Raw genomic sequence first — 15,908 nt, forward strand, 5'->3', positions numbered from 1 at the left:
CTCAGGAATTGATTAGGTAGTAAGTTAATTTATAATTAGTAAGATGTAAAGTCCACTGTAATTTTTATATATTTTCTAGATCTTGGCACCCTCATTAGAGTTTCATTTAAGAGAGCTATAACTTTAAACTCTTTACTCGATTTTCTACGCTGACATCTTGTAAACTCTGATCTGGACTTTTTAATATTTCTAATAATCTACTTGCAAGGTTTGAGTGTTTATTGATTACTGCAACCTGGACTAATGACTTGTCTTGATCATTACGAGCATTTGTTACAGCTACGCGCTCATCAGGTTTTATTGCTTTCAGCTTACTGATAATTTCAACATTACCATTTTTTGCATTCTCAAACAGCTCTTCTACTAATTTCAATAGGTTAGTAATATTTTGGTCTCGAGAAAGATCAAGTGGTGCTTTACCTTCTTTATTCTTGATGTTATAAATTGCACCATGTTTTAATAAAGATTTTACAACTTCCAAGGAGCCACCTTTAGCTGCAACATGAAGTGATGTAGTACCACTAGAAGTAGTTTTAGCATTAACAAAGTCATTTAATTTATCACGACTGATATGTTGTAACAGAACCTCAACAATTTCTTTGTAACATTTGGAAGTAGCAGTGTGTAATGGTGTATTACCTTTATTAGTAACTTGACTAACATTAGCTCCATTTGTTAGTAAGATGTTTACTATATCTATGTGTCCATTGCTAACAGCGTAATGCAACGGTGTTCTTCCATCAATATCTTTATCGTTGGCATCAGCTCCATCTTTTAACAGACGCTGAACAGTTCGTATATCACCTTTACTAGCAGCAATGTTGATATCTTTCTGCAGATGCTGGAGAACCTCTGATGCTTCGCTACCCTCAAGCTTAAATCTAAAATTAATCATCTCTATCTTTTTTAAAATATCTAAAACACTCGGATGACTTGGTCCAAAAACAGCTTTTCTTTGATCAAAACTTTCTCTGTAGACTTTAAGTGCGCTGATCCATTTCCCTTGAGCAAAAAGTACATTTGCTATGTTGTATTGAGTATTCAAGGTTTCTGGGTGATTTTGTTGTAAAGCTTTTTTCTGGATATTTAAAACCTCTTGAAAAGCTTTCAAGGCTTCATGATGTTTATTTTGATTGAAGAGTACCCCAGCAATGTTATGTAACGTTCTCAAGGTATCAGCATGATTAATACCTAAAATTATTTTCTTCTTTTCAAAAACCTCTTTATAGATTTTTAAGGACTCTTCGTATTTACCTTGGTTAGCTAGTACCATTGCTATATTATTTTTGGCACTCACAGTGGCTAGATCATGTGTACCTAGTGTTTCTTTCCTCTTTTCAAAAACTGCCCTATTGATATTTAACGCTTCTTCATATTTTCCCTGTTTATCTAATACTAATGCCATGTGAAACTGAGTATTTAAGGTATCTGAATGATTTGACCCTAGTATTTCCTTTTGTCTCTGATAGACTTCTTGATAAATATTAAAAGCTTCTTCATCTTTCCCCTGTCTATGCAGCACTAAAGCGATTGTACTTCTTGTACTTAAAGTATCCTTATCGTTTAAACCCAGCATTTCTTTTTGTTTCTGAAAAATCTCTTCAAGCATATTTAAAGCTTCTTGGTAAATTCCTTGCTTATATAGCACTTTGGCTATATATGTCTGAATATCTAAAGTACCAGGATTGTCTGGTCCTAGTATTTCTTTTCTTCTTTCAAATGCGCTTCTGAAAATACTTAAGGCTTTTTGGTAATTGCCTTGATTCAAGAGCACTAAAGCTGTATCAATCTGAGCGGATACGTCACTTTGCGATATCTGCTTCAACTGCTCGACTTTTGAAAAGTTACTATGTACTGCAGCAACTACTAACGTTTTGTTCTCTCTATTACGAGCACTCATCACTGCTTTTACTGTATCAATATCCTTTATCTTATTTAGGTCATTAATAACTTGAGCATTACCATCTTTAACCTTTTTAAATGATTCACTGACTAGTTTAAATAAGCTAGTTATACTTTTATCCACAGTAAAATCTGATGGTGTTTTCCCACTGTCAGAGACAGCATTGTATACTGCACCATTAGACAATAGGGCCTTTACAACTTTTAAGTGAGAGAACTTAGCAGCATAATGCAGAGGAGTAAACCCCTTGTTACCAACCACATTAGGATTAGCTTTATTTTGTAATAGAATATTGACAACTCCATCATAGCCCTTCCATGCAGCATAATATAATGGTGTTACACTATCAGCATTTTTGGCATTAACAAACGCTCCTGCTTGAATGTAATTCTCAACCTCTGAAGAGCTATTACGTTTTACAGCCTCAAATAATTTCTCAGTTGATGCTAATAGATTGATAACGTCTTTATCGTTAGTCATTTCTAATGGTCTTCTACAAAGCTTGTCAACAGCGTTATAAACTGCACCATTTTTTAATAAAACTTCAATAACGTCTTTATAACCAAAATTAGCAGCAATATGCATAGGGGTTAAGCCATTAGTATCTTTAGCATTAACGTCAGCACCTTGTGCTATCAAATACTTTACAACTTCTAACCGACCTTTCATTGCAGCATAGTGTAGTAATGTCTGGTTAGCTGCACCAAGCTCATTAATACTCAACCCCTTGCTAAGGAAAAACTCTACGGTATTTTTATAACCTTCTCTAGCTGCAATGTGTATAGGCTTTGATCCAGAGGCATTTTTAGCATTAATATTAGACCCTTCATCTACTAGACATTTTACCATTTCCAAGTTACTTTCCTGTGAAGCAATGTGCAGTATAGTCCAATCATCATTGCCTTTAGCATTCATATCTACTTTTTTATACTGCAGTAACATTTTAACCACTTGCAAATGACCATGTGACACTGCTAATTCTAAAGATGTTCTACTCTTATTGTCTTTAACATTAATTTTTGCTCCATTACTTAATAGGACTTCAACAACATTATCATGGCCGTGTCCTGCAGCTATATGTAGCGGAGCACCTTCAACATTTACAATGTTAACATTAGCCCTATTTGCTATCAAAGTTTCAGCAATTTCCCCATGACCTTCTTGTGCTGCAAGATATAACGGTGTTGTACCATTAATAGTCATAGCATCAACATTAGCTCCTTTTGTTATCAGAGCATTTACTATCTCCTTATCACCTCTTTTAGCAGCCAAATGCAATAGTGTAGTATTTTCAGGACCTTTTGTGTTAACATAAGCTTTATTTCTTAGCAAAATCTCTACAATATCTCTGTAGCCAGCAAGAACTGCGAGTAATAAAGGTTCACCACCTTCTACATTAACACTAGCTCCATTTGCTATAAGAACTTCGACGATTTCCTTATGATTATATTTAATAGCAGAAAGCAATGGTGTTAGGTTATTGCTCTTAACATTAACATTGGCTCCATTTGCTACCAGAATCTCAACGATTTCCTTATGACCTGCTTCCACAGCTACATGTAATGGTGTACTGCCTGCAATACCTTCCGCGTTAACTTTAGCTTTATTTTTTATTAAAAGATTAACAACGTCTTTATGGTCTTCTACAACAGCTGCATGTAACGGTGTAAGACCATAATTAGCTTTAGCATTTACTTCAGCTTTATTTTTTATTAGGAAAACAACAGCATCTCCACGGCCATTTAGAGCAGCTGAATGTAATGGTGTCATACCATCATTAGTTCTAGCATCGACTTCAGCTTTATTTTTTATCAAGAGATCAATAACATCTTTGCTACCGTTCATAGCAGCTGCATGTAATGGTGTACTACCCTTAATGTCTTGAGCTCTAACTTCAGCTTTATTTCTTATTAGGAGTTCAATAATATCTTTGTGACCTTTCAGAGCAGCTACATGTAATGGTGTTAGATTATTATTGGCTTTATCATTGATTTCTACTCCATTTTTTATTAAAAGCTCAGCAACTGCCTTATGACCACTCTCTGCTGCATAGTGTAATGGCGTAGCATTATTTTTATCTTTAGCGCGAATGTTAACCCCATGCTCAAGAAGAGCAACAACTATCTTCAAGTGGCCACTCTGCACTGCAAAATGTAGTGGGGTTATACCTTCCACAGTGGCAATACTAGCATTTGCCTTATTTGTCAGTAAAGCCTTAACAATTTTCTCATGTCCATCTTTTGCTGCGTAGTGCAAAGGTGTGTTATTATAGGTTTTGTCAACAACATTAACATTAGCTCCATGCTTCAATAAAATATTAGCTATCTTTTCATGACCGTTTTCTATTGCATAGTGTAATGGTGTACAACCATTTATGACACTAGCATTAACATTTGCCCCTTTCAGAATTAAAGCGTTTACTATTTCCAGATGGCCATTAAACGCCGCTGCATGTAATGGTGTCCAATCTCTGTCATTTCTAGCATTAACATTTGCCTCATTTTTCAGTAAAAAATTAACTAGCCCTAGATAACCACTTTCTGCAGCTATATGTAGTGAAGTAAAGCCACCCATAGTTTCGTTGATGTCAACATTCGCTTCTTTTTCCAGCATAATCTTAGCAACATCAATATGATTGTTTTTTATTGCATAGTGTAAAGGTGAAAAACCAGCTATATCTTTGGTATTAGTATTAGCATTATTTTTTAGTAGAATTTCAACAGCATCTTTGTGACCATTTTTAGCTGCAATATGTAGTGATGTTTTGCCACTATTATCTAGATCATCAACATATACACCTGTTTTTCCTATAAAAAATTCCACAATATTTTTCCTTCCATATGCAGCAGCAATATGTAGTGGGCTTTGACCATTAATATCTTTAACATTAACGTCTAAGTTTTGATTAAGAACAAATTTTATAATTTCAAGACTAGGTCCCTTAGCAGCAAAATGTAATGTAGTCCATGAGTTAATACTTCTAGCATTGATGTCTGCTCCTTTTTTGAGATAACTCTTTAAGTCTTCAAGATTTCCTTCTTCCAACGCAGCAAACATTTTTTCCTGATTAGTAATAGTGATAAGGTTTTGATCGTATTTATCTTTCAGCTTGGAAGGATCATCTTTTACCGACTTGCCAATTTTCTTCTTACTTTTTATTACATTTTCTGAAATAAGTTTTTTAGCGTTCAAGATAACTGCTATTGAGGGATCAGATAGCAATACATCAACTAAGGTATTATCGTGTGCTAAATGATTACGCAAACATTTTCCAGTTAATAAAGGAGTGTTATCATCTAAAAAAAGTAGATTGTTTTCTAGATGCTTCTCTGATCTACCTAAAATTGACATTATATCCAGAACAAGCATTTCTACTACTGCTTGCAACTTTTTATTCCTCTTGTAGGAAGGAAGCTTTTCAGTTAACTTGCCACTTAATGCGTTATTCCTCAAAATACTTTTCAGTTCAGATAACTTCAGTTCAAGCTGGTTATTGTATTTTTCTTCTGTTATGTTGTAAGCCTTCCTTTGTTTATGTATAGGAATAAACGAACCTTTCTCATTCAACTTGTTTCTTAATTCCTCAATCCATTTAAGGTCACCTGTTCCAAGTTCAGCAATGTAAAAAATCTCACAAGTTAATCTATTTACTTTATCAAGGTTGTCATCCTGTATTCTTGACCTAACACTATGAGAAATTTTCATTGATAGTTCGGCTATTTCTTTAAGATTGTGAGACTCTATTTGGGAAGGAATATTCTCTAGTGTTTTATTAGCAAAGAATTTTATTCCTCTAATAACATTATGGTCAATCTTATTGTCATTCAAACCAACATCTAAGCTCTTTAATGATATAAACGCCGTAACATAATCAGTTCTGATATTTTTTGATTTAGTTTTTGCAAAATTGATTATGTTATCAATTTTATTAAACAGCTCCTTTTCATAATTCGTCTTTTCAGTTATATTATTGCTTAATTCTTTTATGAGTTTTTCAAGCTTATCATGTTCCATCACTTTAAAACTCTCTGTAATCATTTCATCTAATTCAACGTTACTAAATATTCCAGCAACTTCTTTTATCTCGTCTAAGTTTTCACTACTGGTAATTTTCTTTAGCAACATTATGACTATTTTAATCTTGTTATTGTAAAGAATATCAGTAATTACATTATCGATTCTTTTAGTATCATTTTGAACACCAATAAAAAAGTTAACATCTGTATTTTCCTCAATCTCTGTTCTTTTAGAGAGCGAGTAAGCATGTGACAGTGAATTACGTAAATCTATAATGACTTCTCTTGTGTTCTTTGGTAATGATAGTAGAAGAAGCTCGCTTGTAGTGCTAGATAACTTGGGAGATTCTAGAGTGTTTTTTAAATATTCACCAATAACCTGTAAAACCCTTGTAATAATTAACTGTCCTTCCCTTTCTTTAGGATTAGCTGATAATGCCAACTTTATATAATCACTTATTTTCTCTAAAGAATGAATATCCCTAATTTGTTGATAATCGCTATACAACTCTCCAAATTGAGGATAATTGCTAACGATCTCTGCAACAACCCTCTCACGTTTTAACTTCGGGAGATCAGCAAATTTACCAATGTCCACACCTTCTATAATATCTTTTTCTTCTTTAAGTTTCTTTGCAAAATTTTCCAAGTGGTCTAGTATTTTACTTTTATTCAATGTGGCATTATAGAATAGATTCATTTCCTGTCGTTTTATGTGAGAAGAAACAAAACTGATCAAACAAAATTCCATTTCTTCCCAAGGTAGTCTATCGTAGGTTGATTTCAACTGCCGCTTTAATATATGAATATTTTGTGCAATAAATTTTGCTATGAATAAAAACTTTTCATCTACTTTTTCTGTGTTTGAATACTCTGCCTTTAACAGGCTAATATTTTGAAGTACTAACTCAATCCGCTCTCTTATGTTATTAAGATAACTCTTCACATTCTGATCTTGTCCAGAAGCACTAGAGAAAAAACGGAGGTTTATCAATTTATTTTCAACAAAAATTTCTATCTCTTCTGATAATAATACGTTCTTTAGCTTTAATTCCTCATAAGCTCGTGAAAGAATTTCATCTAATTCCCTGAAATGAACAGCAAAATAATTACCTGGCCATTTATTAATGAGTGTATCAAGAAGTTCAACATTACCTGAACGTATAGCATAATAAAACGCATTATGGCATGTTTCATCCTCATCATCTGGTAATATAGTAGTTTCTCTGATGCCAACAGATAAATTACTGAGAATTTTACTATTATTGCCAAGTAGGTATTCTAAAATCTTTACCTTATTGTGTTTACAAGCTAAGATAACTAAGTTAGTACTCTTAACAGGATTGTTAGCATTATCATAATAGTCTCTCAAAGTTACTTGATCTTCTGAATCACTTATGTAATCAATAAAATTGCTTAATTTTTTTAAGCTGTCGACATTACCATCTGATATTGCCTCTTCAAGTTCAGTTAAAACCAGGAGATAAAGTTCTTCAGCTTTTGCTTTTCTGCGGTAGAGCTTTTTATATTCTCTAATAAACTCCTCTTTTGATGTGTAAGAACGTGATAAAAACTGTTTATCTTCTTGATAAAAACTGGTTTGTTGTTTAGGTACATGCATAAACCCTCTCTGAGATATATTTACACCAGTATTAGAATAGCAAAGTTTACTTAATATGGCAAAAATTAAAATAGCATCTTTTGTTAATAAAATATTTTTGAGAGAATATCTACTAATCCTGCAATTTCAGGACGAAAAGCCTTCACAACATTTGATTTTGGGTGTGGGAAATGTGTTGGTTGTTTAAATTTTTAGTAACACCTACTAATAATAACCCGTTTGAAAACAACAAAGAGAAATGATGATCAACTTACATAAAAAAGCACTAAGTTTAGTGTTTTGGCATTATAGCAATCTCTTATGTATCACCTCTCTGGAACCATACGACTAATTGTTGTTCATAAAAAACTCTAGTACTGACAAAAAATGTATTTATTCTAATCTTGCACGTTTGGTATCATTACTTATAGAAGTTTCATAAAGTCTTGTACCAGGCTCTACGAGATTATTTAAGGAACTTAAAGATTGAAAAGTACGTTTATTGGAATCATCAAACGCTACTATAAAGTTTAACAAGTTATCATTAGATAGATATTCAGTTATATTATATGTAGAATCATGATCCAGAATAATTTTCTTTTCTTTGGCATCTTGATCTGCCACATCTAATTTAGTATAAAATTGTATCTTACTTAACTTATTTAACAAATCTGCTCTTTCTAAAAAAGGTTTTACCTTATCTAATATGATATCATTATATATAGGATAGCGTATGGAATAATCAATTTTTGCTAGTCTTACAGATAATTGATTATTATATAGTACATGTATGTTGAAGTTATTTGTAACAAATTCATATAGTGGAAGGCTATCTTTTATTTCATCTGTTTTCATTTGAAGAATTTCACAAACACAGTCATCTAGATAACTTGATAATTTACTGTAATTACTGCATCCTTTATAAGGAGATAAGTCAATAATTTTTCCGTAATCCTTATTGAAGTTCCTTACTAAAGTAAATTTAATCAACAATTTAGCGCATGCTAGATCACTTACAGCGTTATCTAAAGATGTGGAACAATTATCATAAAGCCGTCGTTCACGATTTCTTATATTAATATCAGCTCCATATTCTAATAGTTCTTTAACTACTTCCAGATTTTTACCACTTTTTTTTACAGCATGGTTCAGTGCAGTATTGCCTTTACGGTTTGTTGCATTTACATCAGCACCATGTTTCAGAAGTTCTCTAACTAATTCTAATTCCTTCCCCAGTGTTATAGCAGAATGTAGTGGAGTTTCACTATACATGTTTCTTGAATTGACTTCGGCACCACCTAACAAAAGCTCTTTAGTAATTTCTACACTACTAGTAGTATGAAGTAACGTATCTCTATTCCTTTCTACTCTAAGGTTAGCATTAGCACCTGCAGACAAAAGAGCTTTAACTTTTTCTAAGTTTCATTCATAGACTGCTTTTTCTAATTCTTTGTTAATATTATTATTTAGCATATTTTTAAAATCCTCCTAAATTTCACTATTTTGTAACAAAATTTTTGTATATTTTCTAGATCTTGGCACCCTCATTAGAGTTTCATTTAAGAGAGCTATAACTTTAAACTCTTTACTCGATTTTCTACGCTGACATCTTGTAAACTCTGATCTGGACTTTTTAATATTTCTAATAATCTACTTGCAAGGTTTGAGTGTTTATTGATTACTGCAACCTGGACTAATGACTTGCCTTGATCATCACGAGCATTTGTTACAGCTACGCGCTCATCAGGTTTTATTGCTTTCAGCTTACTGATAATTTCAACATTACCATTTTTTGCATTCTCAAACAGCTCTTCTACTAATTTCAATAGGTTAGTAATATTTTGGTCTCGAGAAAGATCAAGTGGTGCTTTACCTTCTTTATTCTTGATGTTATAAATTGCACCATGTTTCAACAAAGACTTTACAGCTTCAAAAAAGCTATTTTCAGTAGCAACATGCAACGATGCAGTGCCTTTAACTATTGTTTTAGCATTAATAAAATCACTCAATTTATTGTGGCTTACACGTTGTAACAAAGCTTCAATAATTTCTTTATGACCTTTGGAAGCAGCAGTGTGTAATGGTGTATTACCTTTGTTAGTAACTTTAGTAGCATCAGCTCCATTTGCTAGCAAGATATTTACAACTTTTATGTGCCCATTATTAACAGCATAATGTAATGGCGTTCTTCCATCCACGTTTTTCGAATCAATGATTGCTCCATCTCTAATGGAACTCTCAATTCCTAAATAATTATTATCTTCTATAGCCTTAAATAACTTCTCAACCAATTTTAGTAATTTTATTACTTCTGGGTTTCCTCTTCTTTCCGCAAAGTGTAATGGTAAAACATATCTACCTCCTTCAGCTCTAGCATTAAAGTATGCTCCGCTCATAAGTAGAGACCTAACTATATCTAAATTACCAATTTGTGCCCCTAAGTGTAAAGGCGTAGCATTTTTATCCATTTTTGCATTAACATCCGCTCCATTTATAATAAGAGTTTTAACTACCTTAGGATGACCATATTGAGCTGCAAGATGTAGGGCTGTGCCTTTATTTTGATTTTCTTTCACATTTACATCAGCACCATGTTTCAATAGAACGGTTGCTATCTGATCATAACCTTTTTCTGCTGCAAAATGTAAAGGAGTCCAATTTGTGTGATCTAAAGCATTAATATCTGCTTCCTTTTCTAAGAGCAATTCAACCACCTCTAAATGATCATGGTCTACTGCAAAGTGTAGAGGTGTAGTACTTTTAACTGTTTTAGCATTAATGTCTGCTCCTTTATCAAGCAAAGATTTAGCAACTTCTAAATTACCATCATATGCTGCACAATGTAGAGGAGTCCAACTTCTGTTATCTAGAGCATTAATATCTGCTCCATTTTCAATCAAGAAATTCATTATTTCCAAGCGATTATGTTCTGCTGCCAAATGTAGAGCTCTTCTACCATCATCCATCTTTGCATTTATATTTGCTCCTTTTGCAATTAAGCTCTCTACTATTTTTAAAGAAAAACCATTATATGCTGCATTATGTAAAGGAGTCCAATTCTGATCATCCACGGTGTTAATGTTTGCTCCATTTTTAATTAAAAAATCACTCACCTCGAAATGACTTTGCTGAATTGCTAGATGCAAAGGTGTAAAACCTTCGTTTTTTTTAGCATTAACATTGGCTTTTTTCTCTATTAGTAGCTTCACTACTTCTAAGTGACCATTCTGAGATCCTATATGTAAAGCTGTGGAATTATCGTGGTCCTTAGCATTAACATCAATTCCCCTTACGAGAAGAAGAGACTTAACTACTCCAAAGTGATTACGTTCTGCTGCTAAATGTAGAGGTGTAAGATTCTCATAATCCTTAGCATTAACATTAGATTTTGCTTTTAGTAAAATGTCTACTAACTCTAAAAAGCCATTTTGAGACGCTAAATGTAGAGGTGTAATCTTATCATCTGTTTTTGCATTAACGTTTGCTCCCGCTTCAAGCAGAACTTTAACTATATCTAACCTACCAGTTTGTGTTCCCAGATGTAAGGGTGTAATGTTTGCATCAACTTTATGATTACCTATGCCTGAAGATCCAGCGTTAATATTAGACCCTTGTGAAATAAGAGCTTTAACTACTTCGAGGTTACCATTTTGTACTGCAGAATGCAAAGGTCTTGCTCGATCATTATTTACAGCATTAACATCTAATCCCTTTTCAATAAAAACATTTACTATATCTAGATGACCATTCTCTGCTGCTAGGTGTAAAGGTGTATTAAGTTTATCTGTTTTAGTACTAAGATCTGCTCCATTTGCAATCAAGGTGTTGACTATATCTAAATATCCTTGCTGGGATGCAAAACTTAAAGGTGTAAAGCCTAGAATGGTCTTATGGTTTACATCTGCTCCATGAGTAATAAGAAAGTTAACCATCTCTAAGCGATTTTTTGCAATTGAAAAATACAGTGGCGTAAAGGCATCGTACTTAATCTCTGAGTTAATATCTAAACCCTCTCCTAATAAAGTGTTGACTAAATCCAACTGACCATTTCCTGCTGCTAAATGTAGCGGCGTAAGACTAAGATGTTTCTGAGTTTCATAGTTTTCATTTAAAAACTCTACAAAAAATTGCAGCTGATCCAGATTATTAGATATTCTATTAGTAAACATAAAGGCCTCGCATGAAGAATTTATGTAAAATATAGTATCTACAAGTTTTTAAGCAAGATAAATCTTCTTCTTAAAAAAGATACTGTGATCCAATCTGTGTGCTTATAACTTTTTTATTTGATCATGAGTGATCAGCTGTCTCAGCTGCAATAGAGACACCTGCCTTAAGTAGTTACATCAATTTTCTCTGTTTTTGCCCCTTTTTTTTCTGATGAAGATGTCTTCATTCTTCTCAGTAGCCAACATTCTTTTTAAAGTATAATCGTTACGTGCACCAAAGCATTAATAATTATACACAATTGTGAAGAAATATTCAATCTTTTTATTGTTTTGAATGTGTTGATGAAAAAAACGTCTGTCAGAGATCATCTGAGAATTGCATTTTAGGCTTTAGATGTAGAAGGGGTCTTATCGTCTTTTTATAAATACTCTAAAAATAGGCTTAAATCGCCAAGAGATGGATATCATGAATTTAGTAGCGTAAAAACATCAAAGATACCTCATATCATAAAGTTTAATGTCAACATTTGGTGCAACATTCCTGATTTACAAAGCAGAGTCAATAAAGGTTGCAAATAATCTACTTATGTTGGACGTTTCTGTTAATGCTATTTCTAAAATAACAGATTTATCTATTGAGGAACTTGAAAATCATGCTTCCAAAACTTAACCTGAATTAAAAGCAACATTAGTTTACTGATTTCTACACAATATATTAAAATACCAATAAAGGTGATTACATAATTAATTATCTGCATTACTGGATGAAATTCTTGTGCTTCTGTATTCAATATATAATATTAAAAAAATATTTTAGTAAATTTATTAAAGTAGATACTAGAAACTCGCTTATTTTGTTTTTCTAGCTCAGTTATAGTTTTCGATTTTGCTTGCAGAATTTGTCTATCACTTTCTGGTTATCCTCTATCATTTTACTTGCCTCTTGCTGAAGAAATTTGATATTTTTGAGTGTAATATTGTCCATCTCAGTCGATGCTACTTTCAATTGCGATTGTATTCTTATGTATTTATCATCTATTACTTGTTCTAGTTGATAATCAACGCAATCCAATCCAGAAGCGAACATCACATTCAGTAGTGGCTTGATCCACCCTATTTTGCCAAATTTCCTTGAGTTAGCATACTTTATACTTCTATCTGTTCCACCAGTGCCTATTGATAGCAGTATAATCTCATCATTTGGAAATAATCTCTTGCCACTTGCATATGCACAAGCTGCTGGATTATTAGCAAACACTCCGCCATCTATCAACACTCTCTCTGTTTGGCTAATTTTCAGACGTTTTGGTGTGAAGTACGTTGGAGCAGCTGTTGTAGCTCTGAGTGCATCTTTCAACTTAATGTTTTTTTCTTTCCAACTTTTGAAGAAAAATTCACAACTATTGTGAATGTCATAACTGGTGAGCAGTAGATTACTTGCAACATCGGCCATAGTACTTTCACCAAAGTATTTGTTGAGAATAAATTCCATATTTCTATACGAGTACTGAGAACCACTCAGCCAAGAAGCAATTGATTTTCTCCAAAATGATGATTGAAAGATATAAGCTCCATACTCTTGGTAAAGTCCAACTAAATCATTGGCAGAGTATTGAGGTTTATTGCTTTTACAAAGTCCAGCAACAATAATCCCACCGGTTGAGGTTCCTGCCATTAAGTCAAAAATCTGGGAAATTGGCTTTCTTGTTCTAGATTCAATTTCTGCTAGAATAATGGCAGGAATGATTCCTCTAATTCCACCTCCATCAACGGATAAAATATACTTTGCTACTTTTTTATTTGTGTTTCTGCTCAAGTTCATTAACTTCTTCAGCAAGATTTTTAACTCTTTCTTCAAGGCGATAGATGATTTCTGTAGTCCTTTGATTTTGCTCTATAAATTTATCATGCATATGCACTCTTAAGTCGAGCTTAGCTAGCCACCAGATCAATGCTATTGTTTGTATCACCATAGTAGCAATTACTGCCATAGGAATCTTTCCTGTGTTTGTCATCTTTTTTAAAGGAAAAGTTGTATATATACATATACAAGATTCATCAAAAATACGTCCAAAAAATCTTTTCTAAAATAAAGTTAATTAGTTGCACTAAACAAGCGATGTAAATAATATAATCAACATGAAATCTAGCCTTTTTTGGAAATTGTTAACAAGTTCAATAATACCGATGATATGCGTTATTGTTCTGTATCAGCACTTTAGTACAGACCAATTATCAAAAGATGTGCCAATAAAAAGTAAGGCAAGTGGCAATGATCTGGAAACATTATCTACTGCAGCTGAAAAATGTAATTTAGATACTGTAAGATCCTTAATAAAAAATGTAGTAGATATCAATGCTACTCATCATTTTGGTGCAACATCATTACACTATGCTACAAGCGGAGGCTGTTTGGAAGTTGTAAAATTTCTAATTGAAGAAGGCATTAATGTAAACACTACTGATGCTTTTGGCTGGACAGCTTTGCACTATGCTGCACAGGAAGGACGCTTGGAAATTGTTAAATTTCTACTGAAAAATGGAGCAAATCCTCTTGCTAAAAACAAAGATAAAAAAACTCCTTTAGATCTTGCTGTAGAGGAATTAAACAATAATAAAGAAGATATTTATGAGGAAATTATCAATTTATTTTCCCATAACTACTGTTAATATAGTACGATAGCCAAGGTTATCAATTACATGCTCAGCCCTATTTATTATCCATTTACCATAAACTCCTTTGCGAAATCCAGAAAGATTAATCTTTGCTTCAGCAAATAATTCAGGATTTCCTGGCATTGTGACATTGAGTGTTGCTGCATTACTCATCAGCTGATTCAACTTCGCAGATGCTGCACTTTGTGCCAAATCACTACTTGCATAAATATCTCGCAAAATATAGCTTGGTTCTTGATCACCTACTTTTTCCGTTATTGTCTCTGCTTTTTCATAATCATACCAGTAAGCAATAACCGAGCCATATTGATTACGCTCATTAAATTTTACTTTCCAATTTGTAATATCTCTAGGTGTTAAAGTAATAGTGCTTAAAGTTTTTCCGGTAACTGACTTTGCTTTTCCTTTTGAAACAAACAGTAAATACCCTCCAGCAGGTTTTGCTATTGCTCCATAAATTTGAGCAAGCCTGGTTAAAAAATGCATATCGCTCTCTGCAGTCTGATCAATATGTGATATCATGATATTTGCAAACTCTGCAGCAACCTTAGCTTGATAGCCATGTTTGTCTGCAATCTTTTTTACCAAATCATTTAAGGTGATTTGATGCCACTCATTAAACACTTGTTCCTTTAATGACTCTTTTAGATCCGCTGCATGACTTTTAATCTTTAGTGATTGTGGCGGGCCTTGTAGCGTAATTTCATTCACTATGTAATCTCCCATCGGCACAATGCCAGTTTCTTTATACCCAAGTAAAATATTTAGCTTTGCCCCAGTTCTAGGAATTTCAAATAATGAATCACGGTCATCAAGATGAATTACAGCAGTATCACTTATTACTCCAGCTTCATCAGTAATATGCATTGATACTAACCGACTTTTTATCAACTCAGTGATTAAAATTCCCTCTACTGAAATACTAAAGTCTGGTGTCATTTTAATCCCATAGTTTTACTACTTGCTTTTGTGTCTCTTTTTGAATAACAGGAAGTTTAATGATTAATCCTGCAGGAAGAAGTTCGTACTCTGAAAGCCCAGGATTAGCTCTTAACACAATCTCAACTGCTCCTGAGCTGAATCCATAGTAGTTCCAGCAGATTAAATCTAACATATCATTTTCCTTAGTTTTGTAATATATCATTATCAAGTTGTATATCATCAACTGGATTATTTAGTGATCCGTCTGACAACACGTTATCATAGTGCTTCAAACTTAAGTGAAACTCAATCTTTCTTGCTTCACCATTTGGAAAAAAATATCTCTGCGTTTCTTCTATTTTCACAATAACAAAATGGCCTAAAATGTTACCTTGGCCATCAATGAGTAAAAGAGGTTTCGATAAATTTCGCATATTATTTATTTGCCCCAGTCCTCCTGAATAGATTACTCCCGCAAGCTCAATAACGTCCTCTCCAGGACCAATACTTTGAAGTAATGGCTTTTCTCCAATACGCTCAAGTGCAGGCCAGCGATATTCATTCCTGCGTGTGAAACCTCGCTCAGTTAATGAAAATCTATATGGACCAAGAGACAGCATAAT

Annotated in this window: 9 protein-coding genes; 1 reads left to right on the forward strand and 8 read right to left on the reverse strand. The window is 33.3% G+C overall.

The genetic code is table 11. From position 1 onward, the window contains the following. Positions 1 to 115: 115 nt before the first annotated feature. The 5 genes from ACQH21_RS07050 to ACQH21_RS07070 form a co-directional block, all read right to left on the reverse strand. On the reverse strand, positions 116 to 7,540 hold the full coding sequence (locus ACQH21_RS07050; RefSeq protein ID WP_425384140.1) for an ankyrin repeat domain-containing protein: 7,425 nt from the start codon (positions 7,538 to 7,540) through the stop codon (positions 116 to 118). 372 nt (positions 7,541 to 7,912) lie between these two features. Continuing rightward, positions 7,913 to 8,917, reverse strand: a complete 1,005-nt coding sequence (locus ACQH21_RS07055) for an ankyrin repeat domain-containing protein (protein WP_425384141.1) — start codon at positions 8,915 to 8,917, stop codon at positions 7,913 to 7,915. Positions 8,918 to 9,087: 170 nt separating this feature from the next. Further along, on the reverse strand, positions 9,088 to 11,688 hold the full coding sequence (locus ACQH21_RS07060; RefSeq protein WP_425384142.1) for an ankyrin repeat domain-containing protein: 2,601 nt from the start codon (positions 11,686 to 11,688) through the stop codon (positions 9,088 to 9,090). Positions 11,689 to 12,559: 871 nt separating this feature from the next. After that, positions 12,560 to 13,510: a patatin-like phospholipase family protein gene (locus tag ACQH21_RS07065; RefSeq protein WP_425384143.1), complete on the reverse strand. Its 951-nt coding sequence runs from the start codon at positions 13,508 to 13,510 to the stop codon at positions 12,560 to 12,562. Beyond that, positions 13,485 to 13,703 carry a hypothetical protein gene (locus ACQH21_RS07070; RefSeq protein ID WP_191110950.1) on the reverse strand — a complete coding sequence of 73 codons (219 nt, stop codon included), beginning with the start codon at positions 13,701 to 13,703 and terminating at the stop codon, positions 13,485 to 13,487. The genes ACQH21_RS07065 and ACQH21_RS07070 overlap by 26 nt, the downstream gene beginning before the upstream one ends. A 148-nt stretch (positions 13,704 to 13,851) precedes the next feature. On the opposite strand from ACQH21_RS07070, the gene ACQH21_RS07075 reads away from it, so the two are divergent. After that, positions 13,852 to 14,358: an ankyrin repeat domain-containing protein gene (locus ACQH21_RS07075; protein ID WP_425384144.1), complete on the forward strand. Its 507-nt coding sequence runs from the start codon at positions 13,852 to 13,854 to the stop codon at positions 14,356 to 14,358. Here ACQH21_RS07075 and ACQH21_RS07080 read toward each other — a convergent pair. Genes ACQH21_RS07080 through ACQH21_RS07090 form a run of 3 tightly spaced genes read right to left on the reverse strand, consistent with a single transcriptional unit; the run spans position 14,335 to position 15,905 of the window. Further along, positions 14,335 to 15,303 (reverse strand): phage late control D family protein, encoded by a 969-nt coding sequence (locus ACQH21_RS07080; RefSeq protein WP_425384145.1) that lies wholly within the window; start codon positions 15,301 to 15,303, stop codon positions 14,335 to 14,337. The two genes, ACQH21_RS07075 and ACQH21_RS07080, sit on opposite strands and share 24 nt — an antisense overlap. Position 15,304: 1 nt before the next feature. Continuing rightward, complete coding sequence (locus ACQH21_RS07085; RefSeq protein WP_255586148.1) at positions 15,305 to 15,478, reverse strand: tail protein X; 174 nt, start codon at positions 15,476 to 15,478, stop codon at positions 15,305 to 15,307. 10 nt (positions 15,479 to 15,488) lie between these two features. Beyond that, complete coding sequence (locus tag ACQH21_RS07090) at positions 15,489 to 15,905, reverse strand: phage tail protein (RefSeq protein ID WP_191110947.1); 417 nt, start codon at positions 15,903 to 15,905, stop codon at positions 15,489 to 15,491. Positions 15,906 to 15,908: the final 3 nt, after the last annotated feature.

Origin of the sequence: Wolbachia endosymbiont (group B) of Eupithecia inturbata (genome assembly GCF_964030915.1) — a bacterium.
GTDB lineage: Bacteria > Pseudomonadota > Alphaproteobacteria > Rickettsiales > Anaplasmataceae > Wolbachia.